This is a genomic window from Actinoplanes sp. NPDC049599, from assembly GCF_044465625.1.
Lineage (GTDB): Bacteria > Actinomycetota > Actinomycetes > Mycobacteriales > Micromonosporaceae > Actinoplanes.
In genome coordinates, this window is record NZ_JBITLX010000004.1 from 76,498 (window position 1) to 97,055 (window position 20,558).

Consider the following 20,558-nt stretch of genomic DNA (forward strand, 5'->3'; position numbering starts at 1 on the left):
AGCCCGCGCTCGTACCCTTTGTCGTATGGCAGTCGTGAAGATCAACGCTATCGACGTCCCCGAGGGCGCGGGCCCCGAGCTGGAGCAGCGGTTCGCCGCCCGGCAGGGTGCGGTGGAGAACGCCCCGGGCTTCCTGGGCTTCGAGCTGCTCCGCCCGGTCGGCGGCGAGACCCGGTACTTCGTCTACACCAAGTGGGAGACCGAGGAGGACTTCCAGGCCTGGTCGGCCGGCTCGGGCCGGGCGGCACACGCGGGTGAGCGCAGCCGCCCGGTGGCCTCGGGCGCGAGCCTGCTGGAGTTCGAGGTCGTCCAGCAGGTGCGGAAGTAGCGGTCAGGCGTCGGCGTTGCGAGCCGCCGCCTTGATCAGCCGCTCGGCGACGGTCCGGCGGTCGATGCCGAGCCGTTGGGCGGTCTCCTGCAGCACGGTGTAGGCCTCCTGCACGCCGCAGCCACGCTGCGCGATGATCACGCCGGCCGCCCGGTCCACCGTCGCACCCTCCCGCAGGCCCTCGCGCCGGCGCAGCTCGCCCAGCAGCACCTCGGCCTGGTTCACCACGGCCATCGCGGTCAGCAGCCACGCCGGGTCGATGCCGCCGGGCGTGCCGACGAACAGGCTCAGCGCCCCGACCGAGGACCGCTGCACGTCCAGCGGGATCGCCACGACGCCGCGGACGCCGTGCTGCCGGGCGCCCTCGGCCAGCTGCGGCCAGCGCGGGTCGTCCTGGAGCTCGGGGGCGGTCACCAGGGTGCGGGTCCGGGCGGCCTCGAGGGCGGGGCCGTCGCCGGCGGCGTACTGGAGGTCGTCGAGGGCCTGGGCGGCACTCCCGGAGGCGGCGACGACCGGCGGTCCGCCCTCCCCGATCAGCGCCACCGAGCAGCGCAGCGTGCCGGGCACGACCCCGGCCGCGAAGGCGGCCAGCCGGTCCAGGGCGTGCGGCACCCCGTCGGCGCCGAGCAGGCGGGCGGTGAGCTCGTGCAGCAGCCCGGCGAGCTCCACCGGGTGCGGCCCGGCCGGCTCCCCCGCACCGGCGGACGGCGCCAGGCCGTCCCGCACCACCGTGTCGATGCTCAGGGTGGGCTCGGGGGGACGGACCGCGGCCGCGAGCAGCGAGCCGGGCACCGCGGCCGGTAAGCCGGGAGGCGGCTGCGCCGCAGGGAGTGCGGCCGGCCCGGCCGCGGGCGGGCGCCGGCGGCCGGGGGTCCGGGTCTGGTCGGCGTTCGCGGCGGCTGCGCCGGAGGCCGGCACCCGGCGCGAGATGGTGCGCCCGAAGCTTCGTTGCGGGGCTGACATCCGGCCGATATTGCCACGCGCATCGGTGAACACGAAAGTCCCGTCCACTACCGGGTGCCGTCCTCCGGCGTGACCGTCTGTTCCGAGGTCCGATGCTCCAGGAGCGTGCTCGGCGCGGCTTCCAGGTCGGCCTGGCGCTCGTCCGACTCGGCGAGAATGGCCGCTGCCTGCGCCTGCGGGTCGCTGCTGCCGCCCGCGCTGCGCTCCTCGGGCAGCAGTTCGGCAGCGCGCTGGTCCGTCCGGTCGTCAGTCATGGCCGCTGGTTACCCCGCTGGGCGCAAGCGAACCCGCACGATGATCGATATCCGGGACGCAAAAGCGCCGCCCCCGGAGACCGGAGGCGGCGCGATCACAGCTGTCGGTGTGCAGGTCGCCTCGCGGCGAAAGGCTCAACGCGGCTCCAGCCGAACGGTATTCCGCGAAGGCAAAGGGTGAGGCCCGGGGACACTGATCACACCGACATCTGACTCAACCGTCGGCGGGGTGCCCGGATTCCGGTAGCGGTTGTGACTCAAGCCACACCGTTTGCCCGGCCCGGCCCCGGGTAGTCGAACCACCGGGGAACGACCACCCGACGCCGGACCAAGCCCGCACGAGGAGTGAGATGACCCAGCAGAACGAACGGCTGCCCGCGTTCGGCGACGAGGAAGCTGTGCCGGACGGCGACAGCGACTTCGCCGGTGAGCACTCCGACACCGTGGTGGACCGGGATGACGCCGAGGGCGGGACGGGCGAGGCAGAGAGCCCGCAGGGCCGGTCGGGCCTGGACCGCGAGGGCCCGCCCTGACCCACCCCGACGAACGCACCAAGCCCCCGGCCGCCAGGCCGGGGGCTTCGCCGTGCGTGGTCCTGGTCAGGCGGCGAGGGCCGGCGCGGGCTGATCGGCCGGCTCCGGCTCACCCTCCGCGGCCTCCTTGGCCAGCGAGTACGCCATCTGCAGGAAGTCGGACGCGGCCGTGGCGGTGAACACCGTGGCCGCCAGCCGGGTCAGCCGGGGCGCGAAGACCAGCCCGCTGGTCAGCCCGGTCGCCACCCACACCGCCAGGCAGAACGGGCAGCTGACCAGCTCGCCGATCGAGTGGCGCAGCGAGCTGCCCTGGTCGCGTACCTCCTCGTTGATCTCGCCGCTGCCGCCCGGCTCCGCGAACCGGGTGAACGGCGCACGCAGCGGGCTGGTGATCGCGTCCTTGGCGATCAGCCGGCTCAGCTTGTGCGTGGCGATGGAGATCAGCACGATGTCGGCGGTGGCGGGTCGCTCCGGCACCGGCCGCCCGCTGAGCCGCGCCGCGGCGGCCAGGCTGCCGGCGAGCACACCGAACGCGCCCATGGTGGCCACATAGCCGTCCAGCGGCCGGTGCTCGTGGGGCGCGTAGTCGCGTCGCAGCCGGTTCAGCCGGCCGCGTACCGAGGAGATCATGAAGTCGGTGGTCCTCTCAGAAGTCCCGGGTGAGCCGGATCGCTCGATGCTTGCCTGCACCGGTTGCCCGAGCGCCCTCCCACCAAACCCGCCGGTACGCTGAGGCACATGAAAGGGCTGTGGACCCCCGCGTGGATCGCGCGCCACGTCCTCGCGCTGGTGCTCGTGGCCGCCTTCCTCGCGCTGGGCTGGTGGCAGTTCAGCCGGGCCACCGAGGGCAACGCGCTCAGCTGGGGCTACACCTTCGAGTGGCCGGTTTTCGCGCTGTTCGTGGTGTTCATCTGGTTCCGCGAGGTGCAGCAGGAACGCCGGTCCCGCCGCCCCGCGCCGCCGGAGCCGGCCGCGGAGACCGGGGAACGCCCGGCCGTGCCGCAGCAGGACGCGCCGGTGACCGTCCGGCGCCCGGTGCGCGTGCCGGTGGCGAACGCGGCGCCCGTCGACGACGATCCCGAGCTGGCCGCCTACAACGAGTACCTGGGCTGGCTCGCCGCCCACCCCGGCGCCCGGCCGAGCGACTATCCCGGCCCGCGCACCAGCGCCAGTTGAGCAGCACCGAACCAGAAGGACGTGGAACGTGCAGGGAGCCCTGACCCGCTACCGGATCATCGCCTGGATCGTCGGCGTGGTCCTGATCACGCTGGTCGTCATCGGCATGCCGCTGAAGTACCTGGGTGACAACGACACCGTGGTGGCCACCGTTGGCCCGTTCCACGGTTTCCTCTACATGGTCTATCTGGTGGCGACCTTCGACCTGAGCCGCCGCGCGCACTGGCCGCTGGGCCGGATGCTGCTCGTGATGCTGGCCGGCACCGTGCCGTTCCTGTCGTTCTGGGCCGAGCGCGTCGTCACGCGCAAGTGGGTCCCGGCGGCCGCCACTCCCCCGCCGGCCATGGCAGAGTAGAAAAGTCACTCTACGAAGCGGAATTGTTGCCTGCCGTTATCGGGATCATTCTCTTATTTGTGATCATTGGCGCAAGTCACTCTTCGGGCTCTTGTGTTAATGCCGAGCGCCGATAAGTTAATGCGGTTGGTCCGGTCCGCAGCCACACCCTCGGTGGCGCCGGCCCACGCCGCCGAATCCTCGCCGGTGGAAAACGCGACCCCGATCCCCCAGGGTCACCGCCTCCGCCACGACGAACCGGGGAACCACACCGAAGCAGCACCGGGGTGAATCCGCACCAGCGGTAGGGCCTTCTTCCCGCCCGAACCCGTCAGCTAACCCGGTAGGCGGCCACAGCGGAAGAAAGGCCACATACCGTTGCCACACGCCCGCACGAGACTCCGTGCGCTGGTGGTCGCCGCCCTGGCGATCGCGATCACCGGCAGCGCCGCGACCTCCGCGCACGCGGAACCGTCGAAGAGTGAGCTGACGAAGAAGATCGACAAGGCGTCCGATCAGCTCGAGGACGTCGTCGAGTCGTACAACAAGATGCGCATCAGCCTGAAGCAGACCAAGGCCGAAGAGAAGAAGCTGGCCGAGTCCCTGGCGCCGGCCAAGGCCGCGCTCGAGGCCGCCGGCACGCAGATGGACAGCATCGCGGCGTCGGCGTACATGACCGGCCACGTCGGCACCATGAACGTCGTGCTCGAGGGCGCGGACAACCTCATGGACCGGATGAGCATCCTCGAGCAGATCTCCCGCAGCCGCGGCCGCGACATCGCGGAGTACCGCGCGACCACGGAGAACTTCGCCGAACGGCAGGCCGCCCTCAAGGCGACCCAGGCGAAGCAGACCGCCGAGGTCAAGGAGCTCGACGGTCGCAAGAAGAAGATCGAGGGCGACCTCAAGAAGCTGTACGCGATGCGCACCGCAGCCTACGGCTCGCCCACCGAGGCCGGCAGCAAGTACACCGGCAACATCCCGTCCATCGCGGGCTCGGCCGGCAAGGCGGTCACCTTCGCCTACAACGCGATCGGCCTCCCGTACAAGTACGGTTCCGGCGGGCCCAACAGTTACGACTGCTCGGGGCTGACCTCCGCGGCCTGGAACGCGGCCGGCAAGTCCCTGCCGCACAACGCCGCGGCGCAGTACAGCGCCACGACCCGGATCTCCCGGTCCGACCTCAAACCGGGCGACCTGGTCTTCTACCGCAGCAACGGGCACGTCGCCCTGTACGTCGGCGGCGGCCAGATCATCGACGCCTCCCGCGCGGGCCAGCCCGTGAAGAAGCGGACGATCGACATCATGACCCCCAACGGCTACGGCCGGGTGTCCTGAGTCACCGAGCACAGCAGAAGGCCGGTGTCCCCTCGGGGCACCGGCCTTCTTGTCGTTCGCAACGAGGGGAGGGGGTTACGCGGCCTGCAGGCCCTCGGCCCGGGCCAGCTCGCGCAGCCGGCCGAGCGCCTGGATCTCGAGCTGGCGGATGCGCTCCCGGGAGAGCGAAAAGCGCGACGCCACCTCGGTCAGCGAGTGCTCACGACCGTCCTCGAGGCCGTACCGGGCGCGCATGATGCCCGCCGAGCGGTCGTCGAGGTGGTTCAGCAGGCCCTCGATGCGCTGCCGCTCCAGGGCGGTCAGCACGATCTCCTCGGGCGACGGCGCGTCGCTGTCGGCGACCAGGTCGCCGAGGTTGGTGTCGCCGTCGTCGCCCACCGGGGTGTCCAGCGACACGGTGTCCTGGGCCCAGCGGGTCAGTTCGGTGACGCGCTCCACCGTCACGCCCAGGGCCGCCGCGACCTGCGCGGGCTCCGGGTCGGCGCCGAGCTCGCGGACGAGCTGGCGGGTGACGTTGCGCATCCGGTTGACGTCCTCGACCAGGTGCACGGGCAGGCGCACGGTGCGTTCCTGCTGGGCGATCGCCCGGCTGATCGCCTGGCGGACCCACCACGTGGCGTAGGTCGAGAACTTGTAGCCGCGCTCGTAGTCGAACTTCTCGACGGCGCGGACCAGGCCGGTGTTGCCCTCCTGGATGAGGTCGAGCATCGGCATGCCCGAGCGGACGTACCGCCGGGCGATCGACACGACCAGCCGCAGGTTGGCGCGAATGAAGAGATCCTTCGCCCGCTTGCCCTCGGTGACCAGCCGCTCCAGTTCCTCCCGGCTCACGCCGCGACGGACTTCGCCGGTGTCGAGCAGGTGCTCGGCATAGAGGCCCGCCTCGATTGCCTTGGAGAGGTCGACCTCCCTGGCAGCATCCAACAGCGGCGTCCGGGAGATTTCGTGCAGGTAGACTCCGACGAGGTCGCGTTCCTCGGCGACCTGGTCGGTCCTCATCACGGTGTTCTTCTCCACGTTGCCCACGGTCCCCTCATTGCCTTCACTAACCCTGTTACGGGCAATACCTGCGTCCATCAGCCCTCCCCGTAACGTCCGCAGTTCATGCATTGCGGTGCTGACACATACCTGAACAGTTGGCGCCCTGCGCTGATTCCGGCTGGTGAGTTGAAAGTGTCACGAGTGTCTGAGCGCCAGCTGAGAGCCGCGTGGATACTTACTGAAGAGGGCTCTCACCGGGGTATTCGGAGCCACACCCCGCGATGGATGCGTGATGAGACGCATACCCTCCGCCCGCTCCATGACACCACCGGCCCCTCTTTCGTCGCAGCGACGGGCATCACGGATCCGGCTGCGATGCTCATCACTACCCAGTACGGCCTGGTAGCCGATTGGGTTCACGTCCAGCATCGACAGGTTGCCGTCGGGCATGAAGCAAACGTCACGGCAAAAGCTCCCGTCTCCGGCCCGTACGGGAGCACCTGCCACGATGCGGCACGACAAGCCGCAGTTCACTCGCCCGTCCGGGTGACACCCGCGGGGCTGACGTCCGTTCGGCCGGTACCGCCACGCCGTTCCGCCGAGTCCCGGCCGGAGTGATGGAAAACACACCACTACGGTTCACGGTATGGAACGCAGTGTGCTGGTGACAGGCGGGGCAGGCGGGCTCGGCGGGGCCGTTGCCGAAGTGTTGCGCGAACAGGGCTGGCGGGTGGTCGCCCCGGTGCGGGCCGGCGCCACCGACCGGCTGCCGAAGGGTGTGCTCCCGGTCGAGGCCGACCTGAGCGAACCCGGTGAGGTCGCGGCGGCGGTGGCCCTGGCTGCGTCCGACGCCTCGGCGCCGCTGCGCGCGGTGGTGAACCTGGTCGGCGGGTACGCCGGTGGCGGCCTGGTGCACGAGACGCCGATCGACGACTTCGAGGCGATGCTGCGCGCGAACCTGCGGCCCACGTACCTGGTGACCGCCGCGGCGCTGCCGCAGCTGGTGGCCGCCGGCGGCGGCTCCGTGGTGTGCGTCTCCTCCCGGGCGGCGGTCGCGCCCTTCGCCGGCGCCGCCGGTTACGTGACCGCCAAGGCCGCGGTGCTGGCCTTCGCGAACGCCGTCGCCGTCGAGTACAAGAAGAGCGGCGTGCGCTGCAACACGGTGCTGCCGAGCATCATCGACACCCCGGCCAACCGGGCCGGCCAGCCGGACGCCGACTTCTCCCGCTGGGTCACCCCGGCGGAGATCGCCCAGGTCATCGGCTTCCTGGCCGGCGACGGCTCGGCGCCGACCAGCGGCGCCGCCATCCCGGTCTACGGCCGGGCCTAGAAACCCTCCGCCAGCTGGTAGGTGAGCACCGACGCGGCGGCGGCCAGCGTCGCCACGGTCACCAGCAGCGCCCGGGCATGGGCCACCAGCAAGGCTGCCGGGCGGCGCGGCGCCGGGAGCTCGACCGGCACGGCCGCAGGCGCCCAGGCGCGCAGGTGGCCCAGCAGCGCCTGCTGCACCTGCTCGGGGGTGCCGTTCGCGTCGACGATGACAAATTCGGCGTGCTCGGGCAGGGACTCGTAGGCGGCGGTGGCGGCGCGCAGGTAGGACATCTCCTCGTGGTCGTAGCCGCGGCGTTCGATCCGGTCGTACGCCACGGCCGGGTCGACGGCCAGCAGGAACGTCACGTCCGGCGCCGGGAACACCCGGTAGGCCAGCCGGGCGCGGCGCTCGGCCCGGTTGAGCCGCTCGGGGCGGGGCGTCTTGGCGTGCGCGCGGATGCTCGCGTACTGGCAGACCGCGTACCGGTCCATGATCGAGATTTCCCCGGTGACCCGGCGGCGCAGCAGCGTGCGCAGGATCGACAGCCAGCGCAGCACCGATTCGACCACGAGCATCACCTTGCGGCCGAGCAGGTGCTCGCCGTCCCGACGGCCGAGCGTGGCGGCGAGCCGGCCGAACCAGCGGCGGCCGCCGGCGTTACGCCGGTAGGTCGCGGGCAGGCCCCGCGCGGCCAGCGAGCCCGCCAGCAGCCGCGCCTGGGTGGTCTTGCCGGAGCCGTCGATGCCGACCAGTGCCACCGTGCGCAACGGGCGCCGGGCGGCGGTGGACGGACGTTGATCGTCGAAAGCGGGACGGGCGGACTCGAGGTCGGGGACCATACCCACCAACGGTACCCGGCGCAGTCACCCTCGGTTCCGGCCCCGCACGGACGGGGTCCGGGTGTGAAGGCGGGCAGCCCCGGGTAGTCGAGATGCCGTATGCACACCGATCGGATGCAGGGAGACCGTTATGCCGCACCGGGTGGACGAGGGCCTGGTCACCACGCTCAAACGGGTCGCCTCGGTGCTGAAACAGGCGGAGATCCCGTTCGCGCTCGGCGGCAGCTTCGCGGTGTACGCCCACGGCGGGCACTCCAGCGACCACGACGTCGACTTCGTGATCCGCGAGCAGGACAAGGCCCGCGCGCTGGAGGAGCTGTCCGCGGTCGGCTTCGAGGTGGAGCAACCGCCCGAGGACTGGCTGGTCAAGGTCTTCGACCAGGGCCGGATGGTGGACCTGATCTACCGGCCGGTCGAGTCGCCGGTCACCGACGCCACGCTGCGCGACACCGTCATGCGGCCGGTCGAGGCGATCAACATGCCGGTGCTGTCGGCTACCCAGCTGATGGTGCACAAGCTGCTGAGCTACACCCAGCACTACTGCGACTTCGCCACCGGCCTGCCGGTCGCCCGCTCGCTGCGGGAACAGATCGACTGGGACCGGGTGCGCGAGCTGACCGCGAAGTCGCCGTACGCGGAAGCGTTCCTGGTGCTGCTCGACCGCCTGGACGTGGTCGCGCTGCCGGGGCAAGCCCGTCTGTCAGTGGGGGGATGAGATGACACCACAGCTCGACGAATATCTGGAGGCGGAGATCCAGCGCCTGCTCACCGAGCACGGGGCGATCGCCGAACAGGGCATCACCCTGCAGCGCCGCGAGCACCTGCTGGTGCTCGGCGGCGAGGTGGAGAGCGCGCAGCGCCGCGACGAGATCTGCCGGCAGATCGCGGCGCACTTCCCGGACGTGGAGATCGCCTGTGACATCGGCATCGTGCGGGCCGCGGCGCCCAGTGAGGTGGAGGAGATTTCATGATCCGGATCGCCGCCGTGGGTGACGTCCACGTCGACAAGGACGTGCTGGGCCGCTACCGGCCCGCCCTGGAGCAGCTGCCGGCCGTCGCCGACGCGCTGCTGATCGCCGGTGACCTGACCCGGCACGGCACCGTCGAGGAGGCCAAGTGCATGGCCACCGAGTTCGGCGACGTGGGCGTGCCGGTCGTGGTCGTGCTGGGCAACCACGACCACCAGAGCGACCAGCAGGACGCGGTCACCGCCGTGCTGCGCGACGCCGGCATCACCGTGCTGGAGGGTGACACCACCGTCCTCGAGCTGCACGGGCACCGGCTGGGCATCGCCGGGGTCAAGGGCTTCGGCGGCGGGTTCGCCGGGGCGTGCGCCAGCAAGTTCGGCGAGCGGGAGATGAAGAACTTCGTCGGCACGACGGAGACGATCGCCGAGCGGCTCGGCGCGGCGCTGCGCGGGCTGGAGTGCGACGCGCTGGTGGCGCTGACCCACTACTCCCCGGTGCCCGAGACGCTGGTCGGCGAGCCGCTGGAGATCTATCCGTTCCTCGGGTCGTATCTGCTGGGGCAGGCCATCGACTCGGCGCCGACCGCGCTGGCCCTGCACGGGCACGCACACCACGGCAGCGAACGGGGACGCACGCCGGGCGGGGTGCCCGTCCGCAACGTGGCGCACCCGGTCATCAAGCAGGCGTACAACGTCTATCAGCTGCTGACCGACAACGTCGACGCCGGCCTCGCCACCGTCTGATCCACATCGGCCCTGCCCGGCCCCGTATTTTTGTGGCTGGTGCCCACTGTCACAGGTTTTCGATTTCGGGGCGTCGGGTACCAGATGCGCATGTCACTTTTGCTCTGGATCCTCGCAGTCATCCTCGTGGTCGCCGGCATCCTCGCGCTGTTCCGGCGGCAGATCCTCTGGGGCGTCGTCCTCATCATCGTCGGCCTGCTCGTCGGCCCCGGCGGCGTCAGCATCTTCACCAATTAGTCCGCCTCCCCCGGCATCCCTGACCGGTCACCACGACCGCACCGGGGCTGCCGTATGGCTACCTCTCGCAGGCAGCCATACGGTGGCCCCGGTTCTCGTTGGGTAGCGGGGCGCACACGAGGTGCGATGCCCCACATCGGACGTATGGCGTAATCCTCTGCGAACTGTTCCCGATGTTCGTGAGGGCGTGACGACAACGTGGCCGAGGTCCATCACTTCACCTATGGGGCCTTCAATCCGATCGCGGCGTACCTGCTCGCGGTCCTGGGGTCCTTCCTCGGCCTGCTCGCCACCGGCCGGGCGCGCAGCGCCCGCTCCCGCGGCCGCCGCAACCGCTGGCTGATCATCGCCGCGTTCTCGCTCGGCGGGGCGGGCATCTGGCTCATGCACTTCACCGCGATGCTGGGCTTCGACGTGCCGCAGAGCCCGGTGCGGTACAACCCGTGGTTCACCATGGCCAGCCTCGGCCTGTCGGTCGTCGCCGTGGGCATCGGCCTGATGGTCGTCGGCCACGGCCGCCGCAGCGTGCCGAAGATCGCCGTGGCCGGCTTCTTCACCGGCATCGGCGTGCTCGGCATGCACTACACCGGGATGTCCGGCCTGCACGTCTCCGGCCGGATCCACTTCCAGCCGGCGCTGGTCGTCGTCTCCGGCGTCATCGCCGTCGCGGCCTGCACCGCCGCGCTCTGGTTCGCCGTGTCGGTCAAGGGGCTGGGCGCGATGACCGGCGCGGCCGCGCTGATGGGCCTGGCCGTCTTCGGCATGCACTACACCGGGATGGCGAGCGTGTCGGTGGAGCTCAGCCCGTCCGTCTCCACCGCCGTGAGCGGCATCCGGCCGCTGCTCATGATCGTGCCGATCACGCTGGTCAGTGCCGCGCTGATCCTCGGCGTCGCGCTCAGTGCGCTGCAGGCGATGACCGATGAGGAGTTCACCGAGGGCGACGGGGTGCCGCGCCGCGGGATGCACGCCGAGAACCCCTGGTCGCTCAAGCAGGCGTCGATGAACGCGGCGATGCGGCGCACCCCCGGCAGCCGTCCGTCGCCCGGGGTCCGGCCCTCCCCGCGCCCGGTCCCGCCGCGGCCCAAGCCCGTGGCGGACGAGCCGCTGATCGACGTCCCTTCCTGATCGCCCGCCCACGCGACCGCGGAGTCCGGTATACCTGATCGGCATGGCGCCAAGGATGCTGCTGTCGATGCCGTTGCACGCGATCACCGAGGTGTACGGCGAGGCGGGCCTGCGCGAGCGGTTCTCCCTCGAGCTGCTCGACTTCCCACCGGACGACCGGCAGCAGCTCGAGCAGGCGCTGGAGCTGGCCGCCCGGCTGCACGCCGACGACCGGCGGGTCCGCGAGCCGTACCTGAACCATCTGCTCCGGGTCGCGATCCGGATCATCCGCTACTACGGCATCCACGACGTGGACGTGCTCACCGCCGCGCTGCTGCACGACGCGGTCGAGGACCATCCGGCGGAGCTGGCCGGGCTCAGCCCGGCGCTGAGCCATCAGGAGCTGACCGACGCGGCGGTGGCCGAGCTGGCCCGGCGGTTCACCCCGCGGATGGCCGAGCTGGTCCGCTCGGTGACCAACCCGGAGTACGACCCGGAACGCGACCGGCACGAGCAGTACCGCGCGCACGTGGCGGACAGCCTGGAACGCGACCCGTGGGCCCGGGTCATCAAGGTCTCGGACTTCACCGACAACGGCGTCGGTGTCATCCACACCACCTATGACAAGGCTCGCAGCTCGGCGATCAAGTACCGGCCGCTGGTGCCGAAGCTGCGCGAGCTGGTCGGCCGCCCGGACACCCCGCTGTCCGTCGCCGCGAAGGACCACATCCTGGACCAACTCGATTTAGCAGAAGAGCGGTTCGCCGCGATTCTGGACGGCTGACCCGCTCCGGCGCGGGCATCGCGGCTAGCCTGGGTGACATGCCATCCCCCACGACTGACTGGTGGCGCAGCGCCGTCATCTACCAGATCTACCCCCGCTCCTTCGCCGACAGCAACGGCGACGGGATGGGCGATCTGCCCGGCATCACGACCCGCCTGAGCGACCTGCGGCACCTCGGCGTGGACGCGGTGTGGCTCTCGCCGTTCTACCCGTCGCCGCAGCACGACGCCGGCTACGACGTGGCCGACTACCGCGCGGTCGACCCGATCTTCGGCGACCTGGGCGACGCCGACAAGATGATCGGCGAGGCGAAGGCGCTCGGCCTGAAGGTCATCGTCGACCTGGTGCCGAACCACACCTCCGACGAGCACGCCTGGTTCCGTGCCGCGCTGGCCGCGGCGCCCGGCAGCCCGGAGCGCGAGCGCTACATCTTCCGCGACGGCCGCGGCCCGGACGGCAGCGAGCCGCCGAACGGCTGGCAGAGCGTCTTCGGCGGCCCGGCCTGGGAACGCACCCCGGACGGCCAGTGGTATCTGCACCTGTTCGACGTCACGCAGCCGGACCTCAACTGGGGCAACCCGGACGTCCGCGCGGAGTTCGTCTCGGTGCTGCGGTTCTGGCTGGACCGGGGCGTCGACGGCTTCCGGGTCGACGTGGCGCACGGGCTGATCAAGGACGCCGACCTGGCCGACTGGCACTACGCCGGCGAGATCCTCGGCGGCCTAGCCCCCGAGGGCGCCCCGCCGCCGCCGATGTGGGACCAGGACGGCGTGCACGAGATCTACCGGCAGTGGCGGGCCGTGCTCAACCAGTACGAGGGCGGCCGGATCCTGGTCGCCGAGGCCTGGGTGCAGCCCGCCGACCGGCTGGCCCGCTACGTCCGGCCGGACGAGATGCACCAGGCGTTCAACTTCGAGTACCTGGACACGCCCTGGTCCGCCGACCCGCTGCGCAAGGTCATCGACACCACCACGGCCGCCAACGCCACCGTCGGCGCGCCCACCACCTGGGTGCTCTCCAACCACGACGTGGTGCGGCACGCCACCCGGCTCGGCTACCCGGTCGGCGAGCCCCGCAAGATCGGCATCGGCATCGGCGACCCGCAGCCGGACGTGGCGCTGGGACTGCGCCGGGCCCGCGCGGCGTCGCTGCAGATGCTGGCGCTGCCCGGCTCCGCGTACCTCTACCAGGGTGAGGAGCTGGGGCTGCCGGAGGCGACCGAGATCCCCGACAGCTACCGGCAGGACCCGGCCTGGTTCCGGTCCGGGCACACCGAGCGGGGCCGCGACGGCTGCCGGGTGCCGTTGCCGTGGGAGGCCGACGCGCCGTCGTACGGCTTCGGTCCCACCGACGCCAGCTGGCTGCCGCAGCCCCCGGTCTGGGCCGAGTACGCCCTGGACCGCCAGCGCGGCGTGGCCGGCTCCACGTACGAGCTCTACCGGTCGGCGCTGCGCCTGCGGGCCGCCCACCAGCTGGGCGCGGGCACGCTGCGCTGGGTGGACACCCCGGCTGACGTGCTGGCGTTCCGCAACGGCGAGCTGCTGGTGCTGACCAACTTCGGGGACACGCCGGCCGAGCTGCCGCTCAACGCCCGGGTGCAGCTCTCCAGCGAGCCGCTCGACGCCGACGGCCGGGTGCCGCAGGACGTCACGGTGTGGGCGCGGGTCTGACCTCCGCCCGCTTGCCGTAGGTGGCCAGGGCCGCATGGGTGTCCGCCATGTCCCTGGCCACCGTCCGGCTGGCCAGCCAGTACATGACCCCGGTCGGGACGAAGAAGAACTGGAACGCGGCCAGCCCGACCGCGTAGTTCAGCGGCGGCGGGAACGCGCCGGCCAGCTGCCGGAAGGTGAGCCCGACCAGCGCGTTGCCGCCGGCCCGGCCGAAACCGTTGACCAGGTTGCCCAGGCTGTAGACGGTGCCGCGGTGCTCCGGCGGGTTGACGTCGGCGATCAGCGCGAACCAGTTCGGCGAGTTGGCCGAGGTCAGCGCCAGCGCGAAGATCGCGGTGGCGAGGCTCAGCCCGACAGTCGGCTCGGTGACGACCTGGCCGAGGATGGCCAGCACGACGGCGCCGGCGCTGCCGCCGTCCGGCACGTCGATCCGGAACGGGACGAAGAACAGCACCACGTAGAAGGGCACGGCGGCGAGCACACCCACGGCCGCGACCAGCGCCCGGCCCCGCGGGGTACGGCGTTGCAGCCGGTCGCCGATCATCCCGCCCAGGATCGACAGCGCCCCGCCGAGCTGGAACAACGTGGCGAACACGCTGCCCACGATCACCGCGGTGGCCGTGCCGTAGCCCTGGTCCTCGGCGCGGGAACGGAACAGCACCGGCAGCCACACGAGCGAGCCGAACGCGATCTGCGCGGTGCCGCCCTGCAGGATCAGCCAGATGTTGGTGCGCCGGCCCAGGATCCGGGGCAGGTGGTCGTGGTGGATCCGCTCGTCGTACTCGACGCCGGCCAGCTCCGGCTGGCTGTCGCCGCGGGGCACGTCGTAGGTGAAGAGGTAGGCCACCGTGGCGAGCACCCCGGCCACGGCCACCACCAGGAACGGCCGCCGCCAGTCGGTGGAGCCGAGCACCCCGGCCAGCAGCGTGCCGATGAGCGTGCCGACGCCCTGCGACAGGCCCCAGAAGCTCATCACCAGGCCCCGGCGCCGCGGCGAGATCAGGTCGCTGACCACGGAGAAGCTGACGCTGGCCACCCCGCCCAGGCCGATCGCCGCCAGCGCCTGGGAGGCCAGGAACGACGGGTAGCCCTCGGCCACGCCCGACCAGGCGGTGCCGGCCACCCAGATCAGCGTGCCGGCGATCAGCACCGGCTTGCGGTTGAGCCGGTCGCCCGCGTACGCCCAGCCGATCGCGGCCACCGCGCTGATCAGGAACATCACCGTGGTGGCGAGCGCGATCCGGCCCTCGCCGACCGCGTAGGCGTCGGCAATGCTGCCGTAGAGCGGGGGGACGAGGTTGATCGCCACGTTGTCCAGGGACGCGAGGATGACAAAGACGATCACGCTGTACGCGCGATGCGCCGGCCCTCCGCGGCTACTCACGCGACAGAGGTTAGCGGGGCTGCCTGTCGATCACGGAGTCGCGGGCGGCGGCGTACTGCTCGCGGATGAGCGGGACGCTGCTGTCCTCGTACACCTCGGGGGTTTCGGCGGACCACGTCGGCGGCAGGTCACCGCCCACGGTGACCCACGCGGCCTGGCGGGCGGCCCCGTCCGCGACGTACTCGCCGGGCGGGGGGACCAGCACCGGCAGGCCGAACAGGGCCGGCGCGACGCGGCGGACCGCCTCGCTGCGGGCGCCGCCGCCGACCAGCACGATGCGGTTGGCCGTCGCACCCTGGGCGACCAGGGCGTCCAGCCCGTCGGCAAGCGCGCAGAGCATGCCCTCGACCGCGGCCCGGGCCAGGTGCGCGGGGTCCGCGGTGCGCAGGGTCAGGCCGTGCACGGCGCCGGTGGCGTTCGGCCGGTTCGGGGTGCGCTCCCCCTCCAGGTACGGGATCAGCACCAGCCCGTCCGCCCCGGCGGGCGCGGAGAGCGCGAGCCGGGACAGCTCGTTGTGGTCGACCCCGAGCAGCTTGGTCGCCGCGTCGAGCACCCGGGCCGCATTGAGCGTGACGACGATCGGCAGGAACCGGCCGGTGGTGTCGGCGAAGCCGGAGACGGCGCCGCTGGGGTCGTCCGGGGCGACGTCGGAGGAGACGAACACCGTGCCGGAGGTGCCGATCGAGATGACCACGTCACCGGGCAGCGCACCCGCGCCGAGGCCCGCGGCGGCGTTGTCGCCGGCGCCCGGGCCCAGCGGTGCGCCGTGGGGCAGGTGCCCGGCGATCCCGGTGGGGCCGAGCACCTCGGGCACGATCAGCCGCCGGCCGAAGCCGAGTTCCAGCAGGTCGTGGCGGTACTGGTCGGTCTTGGCGGACCAGTAGAGGGTGCCGCTGGCGTCGCTGCGGTCGGTGCGCAGCGACTCCAGGCCGTGCGCACCGGAGAGCTTCCAGGTCAGCCAGTCGTGCGGCAGGCAGACCGCGGCCACCCGGGCCGCGTGCTCCGGCTCGTTGCGGGCCAGCCAGCGCAGTTTGGTGAGGGTGAAGCTGGCCACCGGGACGATCCCGACGGCGTCGACCCAGGCCTGCCGGCCCTTGTCGCCGCCACCGAGGTCGTCGATCAGGTCGGCGGCGGCGCCGGCGCTGCGGGTGTCGTTCCACAGCAGCGCCGGACGCACGACCTCGCCGTTGGAGTCCAGGACCACCATGCCGTGCTGCTGGCCGGCGACCGAGGCGGCAGCCACGTCGTCCAGGCCACCGGCCTCGTCGATCGCCTGCTGGAGCGCGGCCCACCAGGCGTCGGGATGCACCTCCGTCCCGTCGGGGTGGGTCGCCCGTCCCTGCCGGACCAGCTTGCCGGTCTCGGCGTCACGGATGACCACCTTGCAGGACTGTGTGGAGGAGTCGATCCCGGCTACCAGCGTCATGGTGTCCATCTTCCGCTATGTGTCCGTTGTTTCCAGCAGGGTCAGTTGGCGCGCAGCAGGTGATCGATGGCGAGCTGGTGCAACCGGACGAAGTGGTAGCCCTGGGCACCGGCCGCGTCCACGTCGTAGTCCTCGAACGCGCCGCGGTCGTTGAGCAGGTCGGCGTAGGTCTCGCCGGGGCTCAGCGTCGGGGTCGACAGCTCGAGGACCTTGCTGGCGGCGAGCGCCTCCTGCACCGCGGGGTCCGCCCGGAACGCCTGCGCCCGCTCCTTGAGCAGCAGGTACATCCGCATGTTGGCCTTCGCCGACTCCCAGACGCCGGTGTAGTCCTCGGTGCGCGAGGGCTTGTAGTCGAAGTGCCGCGGTCCGTCGTAGCCGGGGCCGCCGCCGGGTCCGCCGTGCTCCAGCAGGTCGACCAGCGAGAACGCGTTCAGCAGGTCGCCGTGGCCGAAGACCAGGTCCTGGTCGAACTTGGGGCCGTGCTGGCCGTTGAGGTCGATGTGGAAGAGCTTGCCGTGCCACAGCGCCTGGGCGATGCCGTGGGTGAAGTTGAGGTTCGACATCTGCTCGTGGCCGACCTCGGGGTTGATCCCGAACAGCTCCGGGCGCTCCAGGTCGTGCACGAACGCGATGGCGTGCCCGGCGGTCGGCAGCAGGATGTCGCCGCGCGGCTCGTTGGGCTTGGGCTCGATGGCGAACCGCAGGCCGTAGCCGCGATCCTCGGAATACTGGGCGATCAGGTTCAGGCCCTCGCGGTAGCGGTCGAGCGCCGCCTGCACGTCCTTGGCCGCGTCGTACTCGGCGCCCTCGCGGCCGCCCCACAGCACGAACGTCTTGGCGCCCAGCTCGGCGGCGAGGTCCATGTTGCGCAGCACCTTGCGCAGCGCGTAACGCCGGACGCCGCGGTCGTTGCTGGTGAAGCCGCCGTCCTTGAAGACCGGATGGGTGAACAGGTTGGTGGTCACCATCGGCACCACCATGCCGGTCTCCTCGAGCGCCTTCTTGAAGTTGGCGATGACGCCGTCGCGGGTGTGCGCGTCGGAGCCGAACGGGACGAGGTCGTCGTCGTGGAACGTGATGCCGTAGGCACCCAGCTCGGAGAGCTTGTGCACGGCCTCGATCGGGTCGAGCGGGCCCCGGGTGGCGTCTCCGAACGGGTCGCGGGCCTGCCACCCCACGGTCCAGAGGCCGAATGAGAACTTGTCTTCGCGCGTGGGCTGGACCGACACGGTTACCTCCACGTAACAGAGCTGATTTGTTTATTGGTTGAATTATTTGAGCACCGTGTGGCATTGTCAAGGGCGTGACGGGCCGGATGATGAGTGCCACGGGGTCCCCGGTCCGGCAATCAAGCGTGCGGGCCCATAATCTCGCGCTCGTGCTGCGTACCGTGGCAAACAGCGCAGATCCGATATCTCGGGCATCGGTGGCGAGCGCCACCGGGCTCACCCGCGCCACCGTCTCCGCGCTGGTGGACGACCTCGTCACCGGCGCCCTGCTCACCGAGCACGAGCCGGCGCCCCGCACCGGCGCCGGCCGGCCCGCCGTGGGCCTCGCGGTCGCCCCGGACGGCCCGGCCGGGCTGGGTCTGGAGATCAACGTCGACTACCGGGGCGCCTGCGTGGTCGACCTGGCCGGCACCGTCCGGCACCGCCTGATGGAGCCCGGCGACCAGCGGCTGGCGGAGCCGCGGAGCACGATCGCCGGGCTGGGCCGGCTCGCCGCCCGGGCCCGGCAGCTGGCCGAGGCGGACGGGCTCACCATCGCCGGGGCCGCCCTGGCCGTGCCCGGTCTGGTGGCGGCGGGCGGCGTCGTGCGGATCGCCCCGAACCTCGGCTGGCAGGACGTCACCGTCGGCGACCTGCCCGACGGGCTGGCGATGACCGTGGACAACGAGGCCAACCTCGCCGCGCTCGGCGAGCTCGACCTCGGCGAGCTGCCCCGCGACTTCGTCTACGTCTCCGGTGAGATCGGCATCGGCGCCGGCATCGTGCTCGACGGCGCGCTCTACCGCGGCTCCCGCGGGTGGAGCGGCGAGATCGGGCACATCCCGATCAACCCCGACGGCCCCGCCTGCCGGTGCGGCGCCCGCGGCTGCCTGGAGCAGTACGCGGGTCAGGAAGCTGTGCTCCGCGCCGCCGGCGCCACCGACGTTCCCGCCCTGGCGCGTGCCGCAGCCGCCGGGCAGCCCGCGGCGCTGGCCGCCCTCACCGCCGCGGGGGCGGCGCTCGGCGTGGCCGTCGCCACCGTGGTCAACCTGCTCGACGTCCGGACGATCGTGCTCGGCGGCAGCTATGCCTCGCTGCTGCCGTGGCTGCGCGACGGGATCGCCGCCGAGGCGGGCCGCAGGGTGCTCACCGCGGCCTGGTCGCCGGTGCAGCTCATCGCCGCCACCCTCGGTCCGGACGCGGCGATGCTGGGCGCGGCCGGCTCGGTGCTGCGTACGGTGCTGGACGACCCGGCGGCCTGGCTGGCCCGCCGCCGGTGAGGCCGCGGTCAGGCCGAGCGGATCGCCGCGCCCGGCGCCTCCGGGTCGGCGACGGCGGCGAACTCGGTCAGGCCGCGGAGCAGGGCGGCCCGGCCGGCCGGCGTCATCCGCTGCAGCACCTCGGTCAACAGCTCGCGGCGGGTGGTCCGCAGGTCGTCCAGCAACTGCCGCGACGAGGGTGTGAGGAACAACGCGATCTCGCGGCGGTCGGCCCGGCCCGGGGCCCGCTCCACCATGCCGGCGGCCACCAGGCGGTCGCAGAGCCGGCTCGCCGAGGAGAGGATCATCCGCAGCTGCGTCGCGAGCCCGCGCAGGTTGATGCCCTCTTCCCGTTCGACGACGAGCAGAGCGCTCAGCTGAGGGCCGGAGAGCAGCGGAGTGGCCCGCTGCCGCGCGATGTCCCACGCGGCCAGCAGTGCGGGCGCGGCGTCGTCGACCGCCGCGGCGCGCATCGGGTCCGGCCCGTCCGGCCCATGGTGTTCGGCCATGGTGCAGCAGAGACTACCCGTACGCCGGAGCCTGTCGAGGGGTGGAAACCGTGACCGACCGATTGACCGTCGTCCGGCGGGCCCTGCTCGGCACACCGGCCGATCGCCTGGTCGAGTGCCTCGCCGAGACGGTCACCAAGGAGTATGCGGTCACCGGCCTGGAGCTGCTGCTGGTGGACTATCGCCTGGCCGCCCTGCTGCCGCTGCTCGACGGCCCGCCGGTCACCCGTCCCGGCGACCCGGCCTGGCGCTCGTTCGACCACCAGGCCGAGGTCACCGCCGGACACGTCTGCTACGTGCCGGTCACCGCGCGCGGGGAACGGATGGGTGTGCTGCGATACACGCCGGCCCCCGAGGACGAGGCCACCCGGGCCGAGCTCGCCGAGATCGCCACCATGCTCGGCCACGAGCTGCAGGCGGCGGCCGCGGGCACCGACCGGTATGCGGTGGCGGCCCGCACCACCCGGCTCACCCTGGCCGCGGAGCTGCAGTGGGGGCTGCTGCCCGGGCGCAGCCGCAGCGGCCCGGCGTTCAGCCTCGCCGGTCAGCTCGAACCCTCGTACGCGGTCAACGGCGACAGCTTCGACTGGGCCGAGCAGGACGGGCGGCTCTACCTCAGCGTGCTCAACGGCAACGGCGACGGGATGGACGCCGCGCTGTTGACGTCGCTGGCCACGTACGCGTTGCGCAACGCCCGCCGCGCCGGGCTCTCGCTGGCCGACCAGGCCTCCCTCGCCGACCAGGCGGTCTTCGCCCAGCACCGCGGCGACCTGCACGTGGAGACGCTGCTGCTGGAGCTGGAGCTGGCGACCGGTGAGCTGCAGGCGGTCGACGCCGGCTCACCGCGGATGCTGCTGCTGCGCGGCGGCGAGGTGCTGGACCAGCCGCTCGACGCGCAGTTCCCGCTCGGGATGTTCGAGACCTCGCAGTACACGCCGCAGTCGTTCACCCTGCGGGCCGGCGACCGGCTCTTCATTGTCAGCGACGGCGTGTCCGACGCCGGCCGGGAGAACAACCGCTACGGCGAGTCCGCGCTGCACCGCTTCGTCCGCCGCACCGGCACGCTGGCGCCGCTGCAGGCGGTCCGCTCGCTCCTCGGCGAGCTGCGGACCTTCGTCGGTGGCGACCTGGACGACGACGCGGTGGCCGTCTGCCTGGACTGGACCGGCACCGGCGGGTGAAACGGCGACGGCCGCCGGCTCCCA

The 20,558-nt window shown here is 72.0% G+C and carries 24 protein-coding genes and 1 riboswitch; of the genes, 15 read left to right on the forward strand and 9 right to left on the reverse strand.

Features of this window, described 5'->3' with window-relative positions; all coding sequences use genetic code 11:
- Positions 1-25 precede the first annotated feature (25 nt).
- The gene (locus ACIBQZ_RS09320) at positions 26-328 is read left to right on the forward strand and encodes an antibiotic biosynthesis monooxygenase family protein (RefSeq protein ID WP_396088024.1); all 303 of its coding nucleotides are present in this window, start codon (positions 26-28) and stop codon (positions 326-328) included.
- Positions 329-331: 3 nt separating this feature from the next.
- Here the strand turns inward: ACIBQZ_RS09320 and ACIBQZ_RS09325 are convergent, their stop codons facing one another.
- Both ACIBQZ_RS09325 and ACIBQZ_RS09330 read right to left on the reverse strand, forming a co-directional pair.
- A complete protein-coding gene (locus ACIBQZ_RS09325) occupies positions 332-1,291 on the reverse strand; it encodes an ANTAR domain-containing protein (protein ID WP_396088025.1) in 960 nt (319 codons plus the stop codon).
- Positions 1,292-1,338: 47 nt separating this feature from the next.
- The gene (locus ACIBQZ_RS09330; protein ID WP_396088026.1) at positions 1,339-1,545 is read right to left on the reverse strand and encodes a hypothetical protein; all 207 of its coding nucleotides are present in this window, start codon (positions 1,543-1,545) and stop codon (positions 1,339-1,341) included.
- Positions 1,546-1,895: 350 nt separating this feature from the next.
- Between ACIBQZ_RS09330 and ACIBQZ_RS09335 the strand changes: the two genes are divergently transcribed.
- A complete protein-coding gene (locus ACIBQZ_RS09335; protein ID WP_396088028.1) occupies positions 1,896-2,078 on the forward strand; it encodes a hypothetical protein in 183 nt (60 codons plus the stop codon).
- 66 nt (positions 2,079-2,144) lie between these two features.
- Here the strand turns inward: ACIBQZ_RS09335 and ACIBQZ_RS09340 are convergent, their stop codons facing one another.
- Entirely contained in the window at positions 2,145-2,708 is a 564-nt protein-coding gene (locus ACIBQZ_RS09340) for a DUF1360 domain-containing protein (RefSeq protein WP_396088029.1), read from the reverse strand.
- Positions 2,709-2,816: 108 nt separating this feature from the next.
- Here ACIBQZ_RS09340 and ACIBQZ_RS09345 point away from each other — a divergent pair, with 108 nt between their 5' ends.
- The 3 genes from ACIBQZ_RS09345 to ACIBQZ_RS09355 all read left to right on the forward strand — a co-directional run bounded on the left by ACIBQZ_RS09345 (position 2,817) and on the right by ACIBQZ_RS09355 (position 4,926).
- Complete coding sequence (locus ACIBQZ_RS09345) at positions 2,817-3,254, forward strand: hypothetical protein (RefSeq protein WP_396088030.1); 438 nt, start codon at positions 2,817-2,819, stop codon at positions 3,252-3,254.
- A gap of 28 nt (positions 3,255-3,282) precedes the next feature.
- Entirely contained in the window at positions 3,283-3,609 is a 327-nt protein-coding gene (locus tag ACIBQZ_RS09350; RefSeq protein WP_396088031.1) for a DUF3817 domain-containing protein, read from the forward strand.
- A 209-nt stretch (positions 3,610-3,818) separates the two neighbouring features.
- Positions 3,819-3,952, forward strand: a riboswitch (cyclic di-AMP (ydaO/yuaA leader).
- 47 nt (positions 3,953-3,999) lie between these two features.
- Complete coding sequence (locus ACIBQZ_RS09355) at positions 4,000-4,926, forward strand: NlpC/P60 family protein (protein ID WP_396088032.1); 927 nt, start codon at positions 4,000-4,002, stop codon at positions 4,924-4,926.
- 75 nt (positions 4,927-5,001) lie between these two features.
- On the opposite strand, the gene ACIBQZ_RS09360 is transcribed toward ACIBQZ_RS09355, so the two are convergent.
- Positions 5,002-6,003, reverse strand: coding sequence for an RNA polymerase sigma factor RpoD/SigA (locus ACIBQZ_RS09360; RefSeq protein WP_041840672.1), 1,002 nt, complete (start codon positions 6,001-6,003; stop codon positions 5,002-5,004).
- A 550-nt stretch (positions 6,004-6,553) separates the two neighbouring features.
- Between ACIBQZ_RS09360 and ACIBQZ_RS09365 the strand changes: the two genes are divergently transcribed.
- Positions 6,554-7,237, forward strand: a complete 684-nt coding sequence (locus ACIBQZ_RS09365; RefSeq protein WP_396088033.1) for an SDR family NAD(P)-dependent oxidoreductase — start codon at positions 6,554-6,556, stop codon at positions 7,235-7,237.
- Here the strand turns inward: ACIBQZ_RS09365 and ACIBQZ_RS09370 are convergent.
- Positions 7,234-8,058, reverse strand: coding sequence for a dTMP kinase (locus ACIBQZ_RS09370; protein ID WP_396088034.1), 825 nt, complete (start codon positions 8,056-8,058; stop codon positions 7,234-7,236). The two genes, ACIBQZ_RS09365 and ACIBQZ_RS09370, sit on opposite strands and share 4 nt — an antisense overlap.
- Positions 8,059-8,188: 130 nt before the next feature.
- On the opposite strand from ACIBQZ_RS09370, the gene ACIBQZ_RS09375 reads away from it, so the two are divergent.
- The 7 genes from ACIBQZ_RS09375 (at position 8,189) to ACIBQZ_RS09405 (ending at position 13,567) form a co-directional block, all read left to right on the forward strand.
- Positions 8,189-8,773, forward strand: coding sequence for a nucleotidyltransferase (locus ACIBQZ_RS09375; protein ID WP_396088035.1), 585 nt, complete (start codon positions 8,189-8,191; stop codon positions 8,771-8,773).
- A 1-nt stretch (position 8,774) separates the two neighbouring features.
- Positions 8,775-9,029 carry a hypothetical protein gene (locus ACIBQZ_RS09380; RefSeq protein ID WP_396088036.1) on the forward strand — a complete coding sequence of 85 codons (255 nt, stop codon included), beginning with the start codon at positions 8,775-8,777 and terminating at the stop codon, positions 9,027-9,029.
- The gene (locus ACIBQZ_RS09385) at positions 9,026-9,769 is read left to right on the forward strand and encodes a metallophosphoesterase (protein WP_396088038.1); all 744 of its coding nucleotides are present in this window, start codon (positions 9,026-9,028) and stop codon (positions 9,767-9,769) included. The genes ACIBQZ_RS09380 and ACIBQZ_RS09385 overlap by 4 nt, the downstream gene beginning before the upstream one ends.
- 90 nt (positions 9,770-9,859) lie before the next feature.
- Complete coding sequence (locus ACIBQZ_RS09390; RefSeq protein ID WP_396088039.1) at positions 9,860-10,006, forward strand: GPGG-motif small membrane protein; 147 nt, start codon at positions 9,860-9,862, stop codon at positions 10,004-10,006.
- Positions 10,007-10,204: 198 nt separating this feature from the next.
- Positions 10,205-11,134 carry an MHYT domain-containing protein gene (locus tag ACIBQZ_RS09395; protein ID WP_396088040.1) on the forward strand — a complete coding sequence of 310 codons (930 nt, stop codon included), beginning with the start codon at positions 10,205-10,207 and terminating at the stop codon, positions 11,132-11,134.
- Between the two features lie 43 nt (positions 11,135-11,177).
- On the forward strand, positions 11,178-11,897 hold the full coding sequence (locus ACIBQZ_RS09400) for an HD domain-containing protein (protein ID WP_396088041.1): 720 nt from the start codon (positions 11,178-11,180) through the stop codon (positions 11,895-11,897).
- 38 nt (positions 11,898-11,935) lie between these two features.
- Positions 11,936-13,567 (forward strand): alpha-amylase family glycosyl hydrolase, encoded by a 1,632-nt coding sequence (locus ACIBQZ_RS09405; RefSeq protein ID WP_396088042.1) that lies wholly within the window; start codon positions 11,936-11,938, stop codon positions 13,565-13,567.
- Here the strand turns inward: ACIBQZ_RS09405 and ACIBQZ_RS09410 are convergent.
- The 3 genes from ACIBQZ_RS09410 to xylA are packed head-to-tail and all read right to left on the reverse strand — an operon-like array spanning position 13,545 to position 17,606.
- Positions 13,545-14,951: an MFS transporter gene (locus ACIBQZ_RS09410; protein WP_396088043.1), complete on the reverse strand. Its 1,407-nt coding sequence runs from the start codon at positions 14,949-14,951 to the stop codon at positions 13,545-13,547. The genes ACIBQZ_RS09405 and ACIBQZ_RS09410 overlap by 23 nt on opposite strands.
- Before the next feature lie 10 nt (positions 14,952-14,961).
- Positions 14,962-16,377, reverse strand: a complete 1,416-nt coding sequence (gene xylB / locus ACIBQZ_RS09415) for a xylulokinase (RefSeq protein WP_396088044.1) — start codon at positions 16,375-16,377, stop codon at positions 14,962-14,964.
- A 41-nt stretch (positions 16,378-16,418) separates the two neighbouring features.
- Positions 16,419-17,606, reverse strand: coding sequence for a xylose isomerase (gene xylA, locus ACIBQZ_RS09420; protein ID WP_396088045.1), 1,188 nt, complete (start codon positions 17,604-17,606; stop codon positions 16,419-16,421).
- A gap of 89 nt (positions 17,607-17,695) precedes the next feature.
- On the opposite strand from xylA, the gene ACIBQZ_RS09425 reads away from it, so the two are divergent.
- Entirely contained in the window at positions 17,696-18,865 is a 1,170-nt protein-coding gene (locus ACIBQZ_RS09425; protein WP_396088388.1) for an ROK family protein, read from the forward strand.
- An 8-nt stretch (positions 18,866-18,873) separates the two neighbouring features.
- Here the strand turns inward: ACIBQZ_RS09425 and ACIBQZ_RS09430 are convergent, their stop codons facing one another.
- Complete coding sequence (locus ACIBQZ_RS09430; RefSeq protein WP_396088046.1) at positions 18,874-19,353, reverse strand: MarR family winged helix-turn-helix transcriptional regulator; 480 nt, start codon at positions 19,351-19,353, stop codon at positions 18,874-18,876.
- 50 nt (positions 19,354-19,403) lie between these two features.
- Here ACIBQZ_RS09430 and ACIBQZ_RS09435 point away from each other — a divergent pair, with 50 nt between their 5' ends.
- A complete protein-coding gene (locus tag ACIBQZ_RS09435) occupies positions 19,404-20,534 on the forward strand; it encodes a PP2C family protein-serine/threonine phosphatase (RefSeq protein ID WP_396088047.1) in 1,131 nt (376 codons plus the stop codon).
- Positions 20,535-20,558: the final 24 nt, after the last annotated feature.